Raw genomic sequence first — 16,694 nt, forward strand, 5'->3', positions numbered from 1 at the left:
TCATTAACGATGATGAGGCTGGAACAGCAATCAGGGGCGCAAAGCTATTGATCTTTGCGAAACTTAACCTTCAACGGCTTGTAGTTTTTAAGCCGTTTACTGTTGTCCTTTAGAAAGTCTTCGAACAAGTCGTCTACGCGGTGGCCCAGCTTAACCTCCTCGCCTTTGCGGGTCTTTTGCCAATCTTTCATGCGCTTCACGATACGCTTGCGGACGTCAACACCTTCACGCACACCGAATATCAAGCTTTCCATGGGTGCCTTGGCGTTGAGTTCGAAAAGGCGCAGGTGGTGGAACTTCTCCACACGCCTTGCAGTACGCAGACACGCCTCACCCAGTCCAAGCTTTGTATGGTCCACTTCTTTACCCTCATATGGAGGCTTTACCATATAGCGTCCTAGCCGCCCGAAACTTCCCTCAGCGTGATAAACTCTTGAAGAATGAATGGGGAGTTTCGTGATGCTAGACTTGAACCGCTTGGCGTGACGCTTGAGTTTTGCTGTCTGCTTCGTTGGCCCCCAGCAAAACACATGAGCATGAACCGAGAACATCTTACCCTCTTGATTTTCGGGGTAGTTGATTATCGGCTGAGTTTCGATAACTCCGATGCAGTGGAGCTCAGTGTGGTTGCGGAGGACAGCCTGCGCCGCTTGTTTGCACTTGTAGATTTCTGCTGTCCCGCCCCGTTCGTTGAACATGTATTTATCGGCAACGATGCTGATCCATTGAAAGTCTAAATCAGGATCTGCATCACCCAGCTCAAACAGGTGTGCCATTTCGTCGATTAGAAAGCCGCCCATCTTATTTCGCAACTTTAGATCACTGGCTGGCATATGATCTGCACAGAGTTCACCTTTTCCAAGCAATGCTGCGTAGTCTTTGAGGTCGGTGGTGATGAACTTGCGTTTCTTGATTGAAGCATACCAAGTTTTTTGATGTTCCTGACATATCTTGCGATGCAGATCTTTACTGTGCTCGAAGTCCTCATCGTAATCGGTCTGATTTTCGAAGTTGGTCAAAACTGAAAATGATTCAGAAACTGTATTACAGGAGCTCACGGAGGTACATGAACTGTCTGGTTGCTCGGGTGAGATAGGGAAGTTGATACGTATACAAGGCTTGTCACGTTTCTTTTTGGATTTGAGGGCTTCTTTGCGGGTCTTCTTTTTTGGATCTTTGAACTTCTTCGGCTTAGCCATATCTTGGCTCCTTCATCTGAGAATAAATCCCACACGGCAAAGAGGTACACCCTTACTCCCGCGCACATTGCGTCAGGTGTGATGCGCTCTTTACCGCGCAGGTCTTCAATGTTGTTGATTTGGTTTTGTTGTCCGCAGGTCGCGGAGGTCAGTCTGGGTTGATCAGGCCCACATCTGACAACTAGACTGTATCGGTTGTTTAGTCGTTGCGTTGACCTTGTCCGCTCAGTGGCGAAGGCTGCTCACTCGTAAAGTTACGAGTAGATTGCTGAACATATTCAAGCAATGCGTCTTTTGGGTAGCGCACCGAGTTGCCGAATTTCATCCACAAAGGTCCTGTTCCGAGGTCGCGACACTTCCGGAGCCAAGAAACTGACATATTTAGATAATCCGCGGCCTGCTTTTCCGACAAGAAGCTGGTTGGCACGGAACCATTACGATTACCGATCATAGGTGTGAGGTCATATTCCATTGTATTGCATTCTTTCTACATTTGGTTTCTTTCAACGCCAACTAACGAACCGTCATTGGTTGCTTTCTGCCATGGCGCTACTCCATGTCTTAGAGTGACACCAATATGATATAAAAATTTCAATTAATCCATATAGTTACAATGATTTTCGATGTGGTCGAAACACTCCTCGGATCGATTTTCAAAAGCTCTACGGACACCAATGGGGCCACATCTCGACACGTCAAAGTGTCAATCCTCTTGAAATTCGTATCTCTTGGGAGATACAGCTAATTCAACAGTCAATAAATAAATTTTGGCCCGATAGCTGAAAGTTAACGAAATGGCGTCCGAGAATCGAATCAGAAGAGTCAGACGAACTGACGAAAACATCGCATTAAGCGAAGGAGGCGAAATCTTAAGGAAGCTAGATCGGTCCCCAAGTAGGCTAAGATCTGACCTCCGTTATCTGGACGCAGTCAGCCTACCAAGGTTCCGCAAAATTTTTGGGAACATAGAGAAAGTCGGTGAGGTAAGGAAAAGGAGGCCACTGCAAGACGAAACTCCATACAATCGCCCTGCAAACGTGTTAAAGCGATCGGTGTATGTATTGGGTTGCCAATTGATTGAGCTTGGTCGCCAAGAAATCCTTGCTGAATATCTGCAAAGGCAAGCAGAGACTCAAAAGACACCACCTGTCAGTAAGGCCGCTCCTGACGTTCAGCAGAACCCTTTCCTATGGTGTTACCACTTATTGCTTGGCGAGAACCGCTTAGTCAAAAACACCGAGCGACTTGTAAGCAGAGATCAAATGTCAAAATCATCAAGGCAGCTTGTCTATGCATATAAGAACGGCGTTCCACCTGAGTATGTTGTCGGATTCATCTTGCAGATCGGCGGTGACCCGATCCTCGATCTATACAGTAAAGGTGACTGGCAGGGCTGGATGACGGCCAAGCGCGTTGTTAAAGAGAAGATGGCTGACGCGTCCTAATACTCACTCGCCAGAAACACCGTCAAAACCCGCGTGGTTACATCTGGGTCGGCAGGGTTACTTGAGCCTGCGCTCAGGTCATCATTGTAATAGTCAATCTTCCAGGAGATGCGATGCTCGTCATATGTGACGACGCCAAAGTCGTGTTCGCCGTAAGGGTCATTGTCTGGAGTAAAGTCGTTGAATGCAGCGATATCGTCCATAATCGCATGAACTGCACGTGGCCCCGCATCCATAATGCTGGGGGTGGCCACAAGAGTGCCGCCCGTTTGCAATTTGCGAAAACGGTCATTTAAGTCGCGTATGATACCTGCACTGGTTTGCGCATTAGGCACAGGGTTTTCGTTCGTGTGATCTGTCATGTCCACGGTCCTTTAGAATAGAGATGTTAGGAGTCAGCAGGTCCGCTTTATGCGGACCTGCGCTTGTGGCAGCCGTAAGGCTAAAGCTCGCTGTCGAGGAACAGCGTCATGAACCGTGTCGTTTGGTCTGGGTTGGTGGAATCCACCGACATGTCGTCAAACTCTTTATTGTAGCAATTGATCTCCCAATAGATGTTCCGATTACTGACGCTGATCTCGCCATTGTCATGTTCACTTCCAGCACCGCAACTTCTATCGCCTTCCACTCCCCCAAGCTTTTTCATGATAGAATCGACCTCGGCGCGGCCGAGCATGTGAATGCCCCACGAAATAGAAACTATTCCGCCCTTGGTAGTCTTGCGGAAGTGGTCATTCAACGTGCGGTTCTTTTGCAATGGAGACATTGTTGCTGTCAGTTTGACATGCTCCGAGTGTGCGTTTTCCGTCATGGTACGCTCCTTTATTTGTACGGTTGATTTGAAGGGTTCGAGCTCAAGGCGACGCCAAGAGACACTTGACATCACGGCTCGCAGCAATTTTGCAGTGCTTTGCTGTAAATTACAGTTTAATGAAAATCTGCAAAAAGTCAAATTCATTCATATATTCAATAGCTTAGGTTAAGCAATCCACATTCAAAAACCCATCCAATCACGCACGAATTACCGCACGATCCTACGCGTTATCATGCAGAGTGGTAGCTATGTGGTTGCTAAGAACGAAAAATGGGTTAGCAGAAAACTGCTAACCCATTGAAATTATTGGTGAGCCCGTCCGGGTTCGAACCGGAGACCTACTGATTAAAAGTCAGTTGCTCTACCAACTGAGCTACAGGCCCACTAGGCGGCTTACTAGAAAGGTGGGGCGGTGGGGTCAAGCCCTTAACGTACGAAATTTTCCGCACATGCTGGATAAGTTTCATTCGCCACGTTATATGCGCCAAATGAGCAGTGATATGACCAACGGTTTGCCCTTTATGAAGATGCATGGGCTGGGAAACGACTTTGTCGTGCTGGATGCACGCGAGTCGGGTGGGGATTCGTTTTCCGTCACGCCCGCCCTGGCCAAAGCCATCGGGCATCGGCATTTTGGTGTGGGCTTCGATCAGCTGGCGGTAATTTCGAACGGCAACGGCGATGCGCACCTGACTTTCTATAACTCGGATGGCTCAATCGCAGGGGCATGTGGCAACGCAACCCGCTGTATTGCGCGGTTCCTGATGGACGAGTCGGGAAAATCGTCACTGCACCTGACAACCGATCGCGGCGATTTGGCAGCGCGTGATCTGGGCGATCGTGTGACATCGGTGAACATGGGCCAGCCCCAGGTCGATTGGCAGGATATCCCCCTTGCTCACGCAATAGATACATTGGCGCTGCCGATTGAGGGCGCACCAACGGCGACCGGTATGGGCAATCCGCATTGCACGTTCTTTGTGGATGACGTCGCAGCCATCGATCTGGCCAGTTTTGGACCTGAGATCGAACATCACCCGCTGTATCCCGAACGCACCAACGTACAGGTCGCGCAGATTGTCGGGCCCGACCACATCCGCATGCGCGTCTGGGAGCGGGGCGTTGGGGTCACGCTGGCCTCCGGGTCGTCCAGCTGCGCTACGGCTGTTGCAGCGGCCCGTAGGGGCCTTACAGGGCGCAACGTACGCATCGACCTTGATGGCGGTACGCTGAACATTGACTGGCGCGAGGATGGCGTTTGGATGACGGGGCCCACCGCGCATGTTTTCAACGGCACCCTGACCCCCGCATTTCTGGATAGCCTGAAATGACTGCGCCTATTTTCTCAAACCACGGTTGCCGCCTGAACGCCTATGAAACTGAGGCTATGAAAGACCTTGCCCAACAGGCCGGGCTCGAAAATGCGGTCATCATCAACACCTGTGCAGTGACGGCCGAGGCCGTGCGCAAGGCCCGCCAAGATATCCGCAAGCTGCGCAAAGCCAACCCCGACGCTCGGCTAATCGTCACCGGATGCGCGGCCCAGACCGAGCCTGAGACCTTTACCAAGATGGCCGAAGTTGACGCTGTCATTGGCAACACCGAAAAGATGGTTGGCGCGACGTGGCAAGGGCTGGCCGCCGATTTCATTGGCGAAACCGAGGCGGTACAGGTCGATGACATCATGTCGGTTACAGAAACAGCCGGCCATCTGATTGACGGTTTCGGCACACGCAGCCGTGCCTATGTTCAGGTGCAAAACGGCTGTGACCATCGCTGTACCTTCTGCATCATCCCCTTTGGGCGCGGCAATTCACGGTCTGTCGCAGCAGGTGTCGTCGTCGATCAGATCAAGCGGTTGGTGGACAAAGGGTTCAACGAGGTCGTGCTAACCGGCGTAGACCTGACAAGTTGGGGTGCTGATTTACCATCAGAGCCAAAGTTGGGCGATCTGGTCATGCGCATTTTGCGGCTCGTGCCCGATCTGCCGCGCCTGCGAATCAGCTCGATCGATTCGATCGAGGTAGATGACAACCTGATGCAGGCGATCGCGACTGAACCCCGGTTGATGCCGCATTTGCACCTCAGCCTGCAACACGGGGATGATATGATCCTCAAACGGATGAAACGGCGCCATTTGCGCGACGATGCGATCCGTTTCGCCGAAGATGCCCGCAAACTGCGCCCCGACATGACCTTTGGTGCGGATATTATCGCGGGTTTTCCGACCGAAACCGATGCGATGTTCGCGAACTCCCTCAAGCTGGTCGACGAATGCGATCTGACGTGGCTGCATGTGTTTCCCTACTCTGCCCGGCAAGGCACCCCGGCGGCGCGGATGCCTGCGGTGAACGGCGCGGTGATCAAAGCCCGTGCAGCACAGCTGCGGGAGGCCGGCGCGCAGCAAGTGGCCAAGCATCTGAATGCACAGCAGGGTATCGATCACCGTATTCTGATGGAAAGCACCGTCATGGGCCGGACTGAACAATTCACCGAAGTCCATTTTGCCCAAGCGCAGGTCGAGGGCAGTGTCGTCGCGGCGAAAATCACGGGTCACGACGAAACACGTCTACTGGTCGGCTGATCACATTTACCCGTCTTAAACGAGAGCCTACGATTGCGTTTTCGCGTGGGTATGTAGAAGGTTGCGAAAATACCCGCACTTCGCACAAGATGGACACAAGACATTGCCTCATTCCTCTCCCCAAAATCTTAAGCGACTGATTGAAAACGGATTTCTCTCGAACGCTTCCGACGTGCTGAAGCAATTGATGGATGAGCTGGCGACCGAAAAGAAACTGGCAAAGGGCGAAGTTCTGTTCGAGCAGGGGGATCCCGGCGAAACGCTCTATGCAATAGGCAGCGGCGTGCTGGAATTTAGCGTATTATCGCCCGATGGTCGCAAGCTGATCCTTGATGTGATGCAGGAAGGCGCGATTTTCGGTGAAATTGCATTGTTTTCCCCGGGGCCCCGGACCGCGACAGTTATTGCCCTCGAGGCCGCAACCGTATGGGGGATCAAAAACGCCGATGTCTTGGCGTCGCTGAACGAACGCCCCGAACTGGGGGTGGATATGATCCAGCTTGCAGGGCGGCGCATGCGTTGGATGGGGCAACAGCTGCGGGATCAGGTTTTTCTGCCGTTGCCGATGCGACTGGCACAAAAGATACTGTATCTTGTCAAACACAACGGCGCGCAGGATGACGTACTCAAACTGTCTCAGGCGGAACTGGCCGAATTTATCGGTGTCAGCAGGGAATCGGTATCCAAGACCCTCGCCATTTGGAAGCGTGACGGTGTGATTGACCTAGGCCGTGGAACCTTGCGTATTCTTGAGAAAGAAAACCTTAAAAAAATCGCCGAGTCCGAAACTATCTAACGGCTATGTGATCAAGATCACAGACTCGAGAGCGCGCATTTACTATTTATTAACGTATTGAAAATCAGGGACAACGATAAGATCCATTCTTCTAGTCAGGATGGAGTTGGCCCGATTTAGAGACAGAGGGACAGGGTTCGGCCAAGGTAGTTACCCACCTTAGCCACGGCGTTCAATTGATCTGGATGCCTGCTCTTCTCTCTCTTTTTAAACTACCAACTTGTTTGTGCTACTTAAGAAGTCTCCCCACTTCGCACAAATGCAAAAGCCTTCTGGATCAGTCCCGATCCAGAAGGCTTTACTTTTCGTGGTAGAAAGACTGACGGATCAGTCTTTCTTATACTTTACCGGTGCCCAAAGACGCTTGTTGGTCAAATACAGCAGGACCGATAGAAGCGTCAGAAAGATCACGCCGGCGAAACCTGCCTGTTTGCGTGCCATCATCTTTGGCTCGGCTGTCCACATCAGGAATGCAGCAACGTCCATTGCCTCGTGGTGCAGGTCCGATTCGTGACCGTCGGCATATTCAACGTCGTCGCCGTACAGCGGCTGCGCCATTGCAATCCAGCTGCCCTCGACCATGGAATGACCATGCTCGTCTTTGCACGAGTCAGGGATGCCACCGTTCGCGAACGCTTTGTTGTACGAACCCGGGAAATCCTCGGGCGCGCATTCTGGCGTTTCTTCGTAGCCAACCATCAAGGACGCGATGTATTCCGTGCCGCCGATGCCTTTAAAGAACTGGTTGATACCCAGACCATACGGGCCATGAAAACCCGCACGCTTTTTCGCCATCAGGCTCAGGTCAGGCGCGTTATCAAGCGCCGACGCGGGGAAGTGGTCAACCGGTGTGGCCGGACGAAAATCGTCAAGCTCAGCGTCGAATACTTCGTAGCGTTCCGAATAGGCGCGCACCTGATCTTCTGGAAGATGTGGGCCGCCGTCATCACCCAATGTCCGCAACGGTACGAATTTCAGACCGTGGCACGCGGAACAAACTTCGGTGTAGATCTGAAGACCACGCTGAAGCTGGTTGGTATCGTAGGCCCCAAACGGGCCTTCGAAAGAGAAGTCGAAGTCTTCGACATGTGCTGCACCACCCGCCGCGAAAGCAGCAGACCCAGTAAGGCCCAGGGCGACAACAGCCGATATGAAAGTTTTCTTGATCATTGTCATGGTCCTTACTCTGCTGGGTTGGCCAGCGTCTTGGTGCCGCCAGTTTTCGCGTCATAGTGGGACGAAAAATCGGCTTCGATGGTCTCGGGCTGCGCCGATGGCTTCTCGATCACGCCAAGCAGCGGCATGATAATCAGGAAGTAACCGAACCAATAGGCCGAAGCGATCAACGAAAGGCTTGCGTATGGTTCTTCGGCAGGCATGGCACCCAGCCACATCAGCGCAAAGAAATCGACGACCAACAGGGCAAACCACCACTTGAACATCGGCCGATACCGGCCCGAACGAACGCTTGATGTGTCCAGCCAAGGTACCAATGCCATCACGATAATCGCACCGAACATCGCCAACACACCAAAGAATTTAGCGTCGATGATACCGCCGGTCACGAAGGACGCGATCTGAACAACCCATACTTCAGCAGTAAAGGCGCGCAGAATGGCGTAGAACGGCAGGAAGTACCATTCTGGAACGATGTGCGCAGGTGTCGAAAGCGGGTTCGCTTCGATGTAGTTGTCGGGGTGGCCAAGATAGTTTGGCATGAAGCCGACGATCGCAAAGAAGATAACCAGGATCACGGCCAACGCGAACAGGTCTTTCATCACAAAGTATGGCCAGAAGGGCAGTGTGTCTTTCTCTGCTTCTTCTTTCGAACCGCGACGAACCTCAACACCGGTTGGGTTGTTGTTGCCAGTCGTGTGGAACGCCCAGATGTGCACGATAACCAGACCCGCAATTACAAACGGGAACAGGTAGTGAAGGCTGAAGAAACGGTTCAGCGTTGCGTTATCAACCGCTGGACCACCCAAAAGCAGGGTTTGGATCGCTTCGCCGACGAACGGCACAGCGCCGAACAGGCCAGTGATAACAGTCGCACCCCAGAAGGACATCTGGCCCCATGGCAGAACGTAGCCCATGAACGCTGTACCCATCATCAACAGGTAGATCAGCATACCGATGATCCACGTGACCTCGCGTGGTGCTTTGTAGGAACCGTAGTACAGGCCGCGGAAGATGTGAGCATACACAGCGATAAAGAACAGCGAAGCGCCGTTTGCGTGCATATAACGCAGCATATAGCCGCCATTCACGTTACGCATGATGTGTTCAACCGAGGCAAACGCCTGATCGACATGCGGTGTATAGTGCATTGCCAGAACGATGCCGGTAATGATTTGCAGCGCCAGACAGAACGTCAGAACGATGCCCCAGATCCACATCCAGTTCAGGTTCTTGGGTGTCGGGATCATCAATGTGTCATACAGCAGCCCAACAACCGGCAGGCGGCTGTGCAGCCACTTTTCACCGTTTGATTTTGGCTCGTAATGGTCGTGAGGAATTCCAGCCATTCTAGTTCTCCCTTAACCCAGTTTGATCGTGGTTTCGTCCACGAATTCTGCAATTGGCACCGGCAGGTTGCGTGGTGCTGGACCTTTGCGGATACGACCCGCAGTATCATAGTGCGAGCCGTGGCATGGGCAGAACCAGCCGCCAAAGTCGCCCGCGTCACCCAAAGGCACGCAGCCAAGGTGCGTACATACGCCCATCATGACCAGCCAGTCTTCCTTGCCAACCATTGCGCGGTTTTCATCTGTTGCAGGCGAACCCGCTGCGATGTTGGCGTTTTCTGCGCCGGGATCGGGCAGTTCAGACATTTCGACTTCGCGTGCTTTGGCGATTTCGTCTTCGGTGCGGCGGCGGATAAAGACAGGCTTACCCAACCATTTAACCGTCAACTGTGTGCCCGGTTCGACCGCGGAAACATCAACGCGGATAGACGACAGCGCCTTCACATCTGCGGATGGGTTCATTTGATTGACCAAAGGCCAGACTGCTGCGCCAACGGCAACTGCACCTGTACCTGCCGTGGCGTAGTAGAGGAAATCCCTCCGGGTGCCTGCGTGATCTTCTGCTTGGGACACGGGTTAACTCCAAATCGAGGGCCAAAAGGCCATTAATCCAAGGGGCGGCGAAAACTCGCCTCCCGTCGTTCTGTTGTTTACTAGCCTTATGGGCTGCGCACGTCCAGATGCCTTTGACGTGCAAACCGTCACAGCTGGGGTTTCAATGGGCCTAAAACCCTGAAATTTTACTAATTTACCCAGCAGGCGGCACGGTTCCCTGCATTGAGGCGCGCGAATCAAAGTTTTTTGCCCAGTTCGCAAGTGCATCATTCCCCTTGCGCCAATTCCGGGCGTCATGTCGGAAATCAAGATAGGCAAGCGCGCAACCCACAGCGATTTGTCCCATGTCCAGCGGACCGGAGAGATGACTAACCCAGCGGCTGTTCAGCACCGCCACGGCACGTTCGATTTTACCCCATTGGCCTTCGATCCATTCGGGCATCCGCTTGTCTTCGGGGCGCAACCGGCCTTCGTACACCATCAATAACGCCGCATCCAAAATTCCGTCTGCCGTGGCCTCAAGCGTCAGAGTATCCCAGCGGCGCGGGCCGGACGGGTACAGTTTGCCACCCGCACGGTCATCCAGATAGGCGCAAATCACCCGGCTATCATAAAGTGTCGGCCCTTCGTTGCGCTCAAGCGCGGGCACCTTGGTCAGCGGGTTTTTGGACAGCAACGCCGCGTCAGGCGACAAAGGCGTGGTATGCATTGTCTCAAGCGTCACATCATCGATCTGGCCGGTTTCATGCAGCAACACCATGACCTTGCGGACATAGGGCGACGTCGGGGAATAATAGAGCTTCATCGTGGTCTCCTCCAAGAGTTGCGCCAATATCACTGGCAACGCATCCCGGCGCAATCACTTGTTTTTTAGCCGCCAATGGCCGCACGCATCATCTGGGCGATGATATTCGTCTCGGCACCGAATCCATGTGACGCCACCCCGTCAGCGGCTGCCAAACGCACCGCGTCCGCCTTGTTCTGGCTTAGTTTCCATGTGCCGTCCACGCCCGTAATGGTCATCCGACAGGGGACAATCATCCGCATCAGCTTGGTCATCGTCTCGTCTTGCATTTTGTCCGTCGTCCAGGGCTTCTTGGGCAGCAGCCTGTTCTCGTAAGCTGCCGATTGGCGATCCAGCAAGTCCAGCAGTTCGTCTGCGGGTCGCAATTCCAGAATACCGGTCAAATGCACCGACACATAATTCCAGGTCGGGACCTGATCATCGACCTTGTACCAGTCGGGCGAGATATATGTATCGCCCCCGATGACGGCCAATTTCACCTTAATCGGTTCGGCCAGCGCCCGCGCGATCGGATTCGAGCGCACCAAATGCAGATCAGCGATATCACCCGCATCATTCAGCAAAAACGGCACATGAGACATCAGCGGCCCCGCGTCCCCATTCGCGGCAAGCACACCAAACCCCCGCTCGCGGGCAAAGGCGATGTTTTTGGCGGTGTCGGCATCATGATAGACTGGGTTGGGGTGCATTGGACGATGACTTTCTTACAAGATCACTTTTGGTATTGCAGACCCGCCCCCACCTTGGCAACTTGCACGCATTCTCAGGGCGGGGTGTAATTCCCCACCGGCGGTATGTGGCCTTGCGTCACGAGCCCGCGAGCGCGACGGCCCTATCGGGGCGGTTGGTCAGCAGATCTGGTGAGATGCCAGAGCCGACGGTCATAGTCCGGATGAAAGAGAATGCGTTTGTTGCGGTCCCCGTATGGGGCCGTGCGCAACCGTGATCGCCTTGGGTGACTTGTGTCGCTGACGTTAAAAAGGAGATCACTATGACACACACCCGCTACGCCTTTATCAAAGCCCGCTGGCATGCTGATATCGTGGATCGTGCTTATGACGGCTTTTCTGAAACCATCCCGGCTGCGCAGATCGACGTTGTCGATGTGCCCGGCGCATTCGAGATGCCCTTGATGGCGCAAACGCTTGCCAAATCCGGGAAATACGATGCCATTATCTGCGCGGCATTTGTCGTGGATGGCGGCATCTATCGCCACGATTTTGTTGCGTCTGCCGTTGTCGATGGCCTGATGCGCGTGGGTTTGGATACCGGGGTGCCGATCCTGTCCGTGTCCCTGACACCACATCACTATCAGGAAACCGACCACCACAACGCAATCTACCGCGCGCATTTTGTGGAAAAAGGCCGCGAGGCCGCGTCGGCTGCCCTTGGCATTGTCGCCGCACGTCAGTTGCTAGACGCCTAAAGCCAGCGCGGGCCTGCGTGTCAGGCCCGCTGCGCCGCAATGCTGGCGATGCCCAGCACATCTAGCACTTTGGCTTCGATCTGTTCGGCATTCATACCAGCGACCGCGTACATATCCGCCGGGCTCGCCTGATCGATAAAGATATCAGGCAGCACCATCGACCGGTATTTCAGCCCTTGGTCAAACACGCCTTCATCGCTCAGCAGTTGCGCGACGTGGCTGCCAAAGCCGCCAACGGCACCTTCTTCAATCGTAATCAGCGCCTCGTGATCGGCTGCAAGCGTCAGAATCATGTCGCGGTCCAATGGCTTGGCAAAACGAGCATCTGCAATCGTCGGTGTGATCCCCTTGGCGCGCAGTGCTTCGGCGGCCTTTTCGACCTCTGCCAGACGGGTCCCGAATGACAGCAGCGCCACGCGCTTGCCCTCTGCGATAATCCTGCCCTTGCCGATTTCCAACGGCACACCGCGCTCAGGCATGTCGACGCCGTTACCCTCGCCACGGGGGAAACGGAACGCGATGGGCCCGTCATCATGCGCAGCAGCAGTGGCAACCATATGCACCAACTCCGCCTCGTCCGCGGCGGCCATCACGACCATGCCCGGCAAGTTCGCCATAAACGCCACATCGAAAGCCCCGGCATGGGTCGCGCCATCAGCGCCAACCAATCCGGCACGGTCAATCGCGAAACGCACCGGCAAACGCTGGATCGCAACATCATGCACAACCTGATCATAGCCGCGCTGCAAAAACGTGGAATACATGGTGCAGAACGGTTTCATTCCGCCAGCAGCCAGTGCGGCCGAAAACGTCACGCCGTGTTGTTCCGCAATACCAACGTCAAAACACCGGCTTGGATAACGCTCAGCGAACAGGTTCAGCCCCGTGCCATCCGGCATGGCTGCCGTCACCGCACAAATCTTGTCGTCCTTTGCCGCCTCGGCGATCAGGCTGTCCGCAAACACCCGCGTATAGCTGGGCGCGTTTGACGGTGCTTTTTTCTGCTCGCCAGTCAGAACGTTAAACTTGGCCGTGGCATGCCCCTTGTCGCGGGCAGCCTCGGCGGGTCCGTAACCCTTACCCTTTTTGGTAATGACATGGATCAGGGTCGGCCCCGTCGCCCGCGCCTTGACCGTGCGCAGCACCGGTAACAACTGGTTCAGATCATGCCCGTCGATTGGCCCCAAATAGGAAAAACCCAACTGTTCGAACAATGTCCCGCCAACTGCCATGCCCTTCAGCATATCCTTGGCGCGCTTTGCCCCCTCGCGGAACGGGCCGGGCAGCAAACTGACAGCCCCCTTGGCGGCTGCTTTGAATTCCTGAAACGGCTCTTCTGCGTATAGGCGGCTAAGATAGGCAGACATCGCACCCACAGGCGGGGCAATCGACATCTCGTTATCGTTCAAGATCACGAACATCCGCTTTTTCAGGTGGCCCGCGTTGTTCATCGCCTCATAGGCCATGCCGGCAGACATCGACCCGTCACCGATCACCGCAATCGCATCGCCAAGGCCTTCGGGCACAACGCCGCCCAGATCACGCGCAACAGCAAAACCCAAAGCGGCAGAAATCGACGTCGAACTATGGGCCGCGCCAAACGGATCATAGGGGGATTCGCTGCGTTTGGTGAAACCGCTCAACCCGTCCTTCATCCGCAGGGTACGGATGCGATCGCGCCGTTCGGTCAAAATCTTATGCGGGTAACACTGATGCCCCACATCCCAAACCAGCTTGTCGCGCGGCGTGTCAAACACAGCATGCAATGCCACCGTCAGCTCAACAACACCCAGACCAGCGCCCAAATGGCCACCGGTTTCCGAAACGGCCGAAATTGTCTCCGCACGGACTTCATCCGCGAGCTTGATCAACTCAACGTCGGAAAACTGCTTCAGGTCCGCAGGGCGTGCCACACGGTCCAGCAATGGTGTCTTGGGTCTTTCGGTCATCTCGCCCCTCCGCCGGGTCAGCTTTTGCGCGCAATAACGAAGCGTGCCGCTTCTCGCAAGGTTTCCGCATCGTCCCCATAAGGGGCCAAGGCATCGCAGGCCGATTGCACCAACGCGCGGGCCCGCTCTTTGGCGGGCTCTAGCCCCAGCAGGGATACGAATGTCGCCTTTCCTGCCCCTGCATCTTTTCCGACAGCTTTGCCAACAGTTTCCGCATCACCCTCGATATCCAAGATGTCGTCCGCGATCTGAAAGGCAAGGCCAAGATCGCGGGCATAGCGCTGCAAGGGGCCAGCATCATCGCCGGCCATCACTGGTCCGGCGGTCGCAGCCCATTCAATCAACGCGCCGGTTTTGCCGGCTTGCAGAACGCTGATCTGCTCCAAACTCAGCGGTTGGCTGGCCGTCTCGGCGGCGATGTCCATCGCTTGCCCGCCAACCATCCCGCGCACGCCAGCCGCACGGGCCAGCCCTGCGACCAACGCCACACGGGCCGCATCAGAGCATCCCGCATCTGCAATCAATTCAAACGCCAGTGCTTGCAGCGCATCCCCGGCCAGAATGGCAGTCACTTCGTCCCATTTAACATGGACCGTCGGCTGCCCGCGGCGCAGATCATCATCATCCATCGACGGTAAATCATCATGGACCAACGAATAGGCATGCAGCGCCTCGATTGCTCCGGCACCGGGGGCTGCCTGCGCATCCAGAATGCCATGCAGCCGCGCGCTCTCAACGACAAGGAATGCGCGCAATCCTTTGCCGCCGGTCACGGCATACCGCATCGCCTCAGCAACCGTACCATCCACACCGCCCAGCCCGTGCAAAATCTGCCCGGTCGCCAAATCGGCAGCATGGCCAAGCGCCTGATCAAACGGCCTGCGAGTCAGCTCTGCGGCCAAAAAAACGTCAAACCCCGTCAACAGCCGCCACCCCTGTCGGACTGCCATCCCCGTCCAAGGTAATCTGGGCAACTTTTTCTTCTGCTTCTTTCAACTTGGTTTCACAGCGTTTCTTCAACGCGGCACCACGTTCGTACAGCGCGATGCTTTCATCCAACGCGACATCGCCCCGTTCCAGCTGGCCCAATACTTTCTCAAGCTCGGCCATCGCCGCTTCAAAGCTCATTTCTTCTACCGCAGTTTCTGTCATCTCTGCCAACCCTCATACGCCAATTTGCCCCAACCATACCTTGCATGGCCCGCGCCTTCCAGTCGCCGATCACAACTTCTCTGGCTCAAAAATATCCCACGGGGGTTTGGGGGTGTGAAACCCCCATAGGGGCATCAGCTGAATTAATCAGGGGCCAGCATATAACCCGCACCGCGCACAGTCTGCAGGTAACGCGGTTGCTTCGGATTATCCTCGATCTTGCGCCGCAGCCGGGTGATCTGCACATCAACTGCGCGTTCCTGCGCCTGTCCGCGATCGCGACCCAATTCCTCAACCAGTTTTGACCGGCTCAGCGCCGCGCCGGGTTGCGCTGCAAAAATACGCATCAGCTGGATTTCTGTGGCCGTAAGCCGGACCAGATCATCGCCCTGCCACAACTCCCCACGTTCAATGTCATAGCGGATCGGCCCCATCGACAGCACCTTTGGAGCGCTGTCGGAGACGCTGGTATCCGGCATACGGCGCAAAATTGCATTGATGCGCAGCAGCAATTCCTTTGGCTCGAACGGCTTTGCCAGATAGTCATCCGCGCCCGCCTCAAGGCCCTCTATCCGGTTATCCGTCTCGCCTTTGGCGGTCAGCAGCAAAATCGGCGTCGCCAATGTTTCGCGCAAACTCCGGGTCAGGCTCACCCCATCTTCGCCCGGCATCATCACGTCCAGCACGATCAAATCAAAATCAAGCCCGGCCAGAATACGCCGCGCATGTGCGGCGTCCCGTGCAGCGGTCACCAAAAACCCGTGCCGCATCAAAAACTTCTGCAACAACGTCCGAATACGTTCGTCATCGTCAACGATCAGCAGATGCGCATCCATGCTGCTCATCCGCTATTCTCTTTCAGACGCAGGTAACTATGGCGCATTTCCGGGTCCATCATCGTTTCAAGCACAGTTCTAAAACCTGCGACGGCCTCGGGCCCTGCGTCGCGAAAGGCGCTGCGCATTCGCACCCGCTGCGCGTCCGATAATGTCTGCTCAAGCGCGCGGCCTGCTTCGGTCAAGTACAAATGCCGCTCCCGCTTGTCTGATTTCCCCACTTGGCTTTCTACCAGACCATCCGCAATCAACGTGCGCAACACACGATTTAGGGACTGTTTTGTAACACCCAGCAGCCCTAACAAGTTATTCACTGTTGTACCCGGTGCGCGGTTAATAAAATGGATAGCGCGGTGGTGGGCGCGGCCATAGGCCATATCCACCAATATCCGGTCAGGGTCTGCCGTAAATCCGCGATATGCAAAAAACATGGCCTCAATCGCCTGCCGCAGCTGTTCATCGGTCAAAAACAACAGGTTTTCACCGGAATGAGAAGATGTGCCGCGTCCGTCTGCCATTGTCGTCTCCTGCAACTTCACCTTCAGAGTTTACGTCAGCGTTGTTGACTTTCCAAGTGTCAAAGGCTAACGAATCCCAGGTTTTACGTA

Annotated in this window: 19 protein-coding genes, 1 tRNA gene and 1 riboswitch; of the genes, 5 read left to right on the forward strand and 15 right to left on the reverse strand. The window is 54.8% G+C overall.

Translation table 11 applies throughout. From position 1 onward, the window contains the following. Positions 1 to 44: 44 nt before the first annotated feature. Positions 45 to 1,199, reverse strand: coding sequence for a hypothetical protein (locus tag KZZ06_RS06075; RefSeq protein WP_219579141.1), 1,155 nt, complete (start codon positions 1,197 to 1,199; stop codon positions 45 to 47). A 199-nt stretch (positions 1,200 to 1,398) separates the two neighbouring features. Next, complete coding sequence (locus KZZ06_RS06080; RefSeq protein ID WP_219579142.1) at positions 1,399 to 1,671, reverse strand: helix-turn-helix domain-containing protein; 273 nt, start codon at positions 1,669 to 1,671, stop codon at positions 1,399 to 1,401. Positions 1,672 to 2,272: 601 nt separating this feature from the next. Between KZZ06_RS06080 and KZZ06_RS06085 the strand changes: the two genes are divergently transcribed. Then, complete coding sequence (locus KZZ06_RS06085; protein WP_219579143.1) at positions 2,273 to 2,644, forward strand: hypothetical protein; 372 nt, start codon at positions 2,273 to 2,275, stop codon at positions 2,642 to 2,644. Here the strand turns inward: KZZ06_RS06085 and KZZ06_RS06090 are convergent. The 3 genes from KZZ06_RS06090 to KZZ06_RS06100 all read right to left on the reverse strand — a co-directional run bounded on the left by KZZ06_RS06090 (position 2,641) and on the right by KZZ06_RS06100 (position 3,841). Further along, the gene (locus tag KZZ06_RS06090; protein ID WP_219579144.1) at positions 2,641 to 3,006 is read right to left on the reverse strand and encodes a DUF3768 domain-containing protein; all 366 of its coding nucleotides are present in this window, start codon (positions 3,004 to 3,006) and stop codon (positions 2,641 to 2,643) included. The genes KZZ06_RS06085 and KZZ06_RS06090 overlap by 4 nt on opposite strands. An 80-nt stretch (positions 3,007 to 3,086) precedes the next feature. After that, positions 3,087 to 3,455 (reverse strand): DUF3768 domain-containing protein, encoded by a 369-nt coding sequence (locus KZZ06_RS06095; protein ID WP_257884213.1) that lies wholly within the window; start codon positions 3,453 to 3,455, stop codon positions 3,087 to 3,089. Between the two features lie 310 nt (positions 3,456 to 3,765). Continuing rightward, positions 3,766 to 3,841: transfer RNA gene (locus KZZ06_RS06100), tRNA-Lys, on the reverse strand. A 117-nt stretch (positions 3,842 to 3,958) separates the two neighbouring features. Here KZZ06_RS06100 and dapF point away from each other — a divergent pair. From dapF to KZZ06_RS06115, 3 genes are all read left to right on the forward strand, one after another. Continuing rightward, positions 3,959 to 4,789 (forward strand): diaminopimelate epimerase, encoded by an 831-nt coding sequence (gene dapF / locus KZZ06_RS06105; protein WP_219579145.1) that lies wholly within the window; start codon positions 3,959 to 3,961, stop codon positions 4,787 to 4,789. Then, on the forward strand, positions 4,786 to 6,042 hold the full coding sequence (gene mtaB / locus KZZ06_RS06110) for a tRNA (N(6)-L-threonylcarbamoyladenosine(37)-C(2))-methylthiotransferase MtaB (protein ID WP_219579146.1): 1,257 nt from the start codon (positions 4,786 to 4,788) through the stop codon (positions 6,040 to 6,042). The genes dapF and mtaB overlap by 4 nt, the downstream gene beginning before the upstream one ends. 172 nt (positions 6,043 to 6,214) lie before the next feature. After that, positions 6,215 to 6,838 (forward strand): Crp/Fnr family transcriptional regulator, encoded by a 624-nt coding sequence (locus tag KZZ06_RS06115; protein ID WP_308340005.1) that lies wholly within the window; start codon positions 6,215 to 6,217, stop codon positions 6,836 to 6,838. A 327-nt stretch (positions 6,839 to 7,165) separates the two neighbouring features. Here KZZ06_RS06115 and KZZ06_RS06120 read toward each other — a convergent pair whose 3' ends face one another. From KZZ06_RS06120 to KZZ06_RS06140, 5 genes are all read right to left on the reverse strand, one after another. Further along, positions 7,166 to 8,014, reverse strand: coding sequence for a cytochrome c1 (locus KZZ06_RS06120; RefSeq protein WP_306664339.1), 849 nt, complete (start codon positions 8,012 to 8,014; stop codon positions 7,166 to 7,168). 5 nt (positions 8,015 to 8,019) lie between these two features. Continuing rightward, positions 8,020 to 9,363 (reverse strand): cytochrome b, encoded by a 1,344-nt coding sequence (gene petB / locus KZZ06_RS06125; RefSeq protein WP_219579148.1) that lies wholly within the window; start codon positions 9,361 to 9,363, stop codon positions 8,020 to 8,022. A 12-nt stretch (positions 9,364 to 9,375) separates the two neighbouring features. Continuing rightward, on the reverse strand, positions 9,376 to 9,936 hold the full coding sequence (gene petA / locus KZZ06_RS06130; protein WP_219579149.1) for a ubiquinol-cytochrome c reductase iron-sulfur subunit: 561 nt from the start codon (positions 9,934 to 9,936) through the stop codon (positions 9,376 to 9,378). A 175-nt stretch (positions 9,937 to 10,111) separates the two neighbouring features. Beyond that, complete coding sequence (locus tag KZZ06_RS06135; protein ID WP_219579150.1) at positions 10,112 to 10,723, reverse strand: glutathione S-transferase; 612 nt, start codon at positions 10,721 to 10,723, stop codon at positions 10,112 to 10,114. Positions 10,724 to 10,788: 65 nt separating this feature from the next. Next, entirely contained in the window at positions 10,789 to 11,412 is a 624-nt protein-coding gene (locus tag KZZ06_RS06140) for an FMN-binding negative transcriptional regulator (RefSeq protein ID WP_219579151.1), read from the reverse strand. Between the two features lie 66 nt (positions 11,413 to 11,478). Then, positions 11,479 to 11,631: riboswitch (FMN riboswitch) on the forward strand. Between the two features lie 83 nt (positions 11,632 to 11,714). On the opposite strand from KZZ06_RS06140, the gene KZZ06_RS06145 reads away from it, so the two are divergent. Next, on the forward strand, positions 11,715 to 12,149 hold the full coding sequence (locus KZZ06_RS06145) for a 6,7-dimethyl-8-ribityllumazine synthase (RefSeq protein ID WP_219579152.1): 435 nt from the start codon (positions 11,715 to 11,717) through the stop codon (positions 12,147 to 12,149). A gap of 20 nt (positions 12,150 to 12,169) precedes the next feature. Here the strand turns inward: KZZ06_RS06145 and dxs are convergent, their stop codons facing one another. The 5 genes from dxs to KZZ06_RS06170 all read right to left on the reverse strand — a co-directional run bounded on the left by dxs (position 12,170) and on the right by KZZ06_RS06170 (position 16,604). Further along, the gene (gene dxs, locus KZZ06_RS06150) at positions 12,170 to 14,098 is read right to left on the reverse strand and encodes a 1-deoxy-D-xylulose-5-phosphate synthase (RefSeq protein ID WP_219579153.1); all 1,929 of its coding nucleotides are present in this window, start codon (positions 14,096 to 14,098) and stop codon (positions 12,170 to 12,172) included. A gap of 17 nt (positions 14,099 to 14,115) precedes the next feature. After that, positions 14,116 to 15,021 (reverse strand): polyprenyl synthetase family protein, encoded by a 906-nt coding sequence (locus KZZ06_RS06155; protein WP_257884214.1) that lies wholly within the window; start codon positions 15,019 to 15,021, stop codon positions 14,116 to 14,118. Continuing rightward, positions 15,008 to 15,250, reverse strand: a complete 243-nt coding sequence (locus KZZ06_RS06160) for an exodeoxyribonuclease VII small subunit (protein WP_219579155.1) — start codon at positions 15,248 to 15,250, stop codon at positions 15,008 to 15,010. The genes KZZ06_RS06155 and KZZ06_RS06160 overlap by 14 nt, the downstream gene beginning before the upstream one ends. A 143-nt stretch (positions 15,251 to 15,393) precedes the next feature. Next, on the reverse strand, positions 15,394 to 16,095 hold the full coding sequence (locus tag KZZ06_RS06165; protein ID WP_219579156.1) for a response regulator: 702 nt from the start codon (positions 16,093 to 16,095) through the stop codon (positions 15,394 to 15,396). Then, the gene (locus KZZ06_RS06170; protein WP_219579157.1) at positions 16,092 to 16,604 is read right to left on the reverse strand and encodes a MarR family winged helix-turn-helix transcriptional regulator; all 513 of its coding nucleotides are present in this window, start codon (positions 16,602 to 16,604) and stop codon (positions 16,092 to 16,094) included. The genes KZZ06_RS06165 and KZZ06_RS06170 overlap by 4 nt, the downstream gene beginning before the upstream one ends. Positions 16,605 to 16,694 lie beyond the last annotated feature (90 nt).

The organism is Sulfitobacter sp. CW3 (assembly GCF_019392245.1).
Classification (GTDB): Bacteria; Pseudomonadota; Alphaproteobacteria; order Rhodobacterales; family Rhodobacteraceae; genus Sulfitobacter.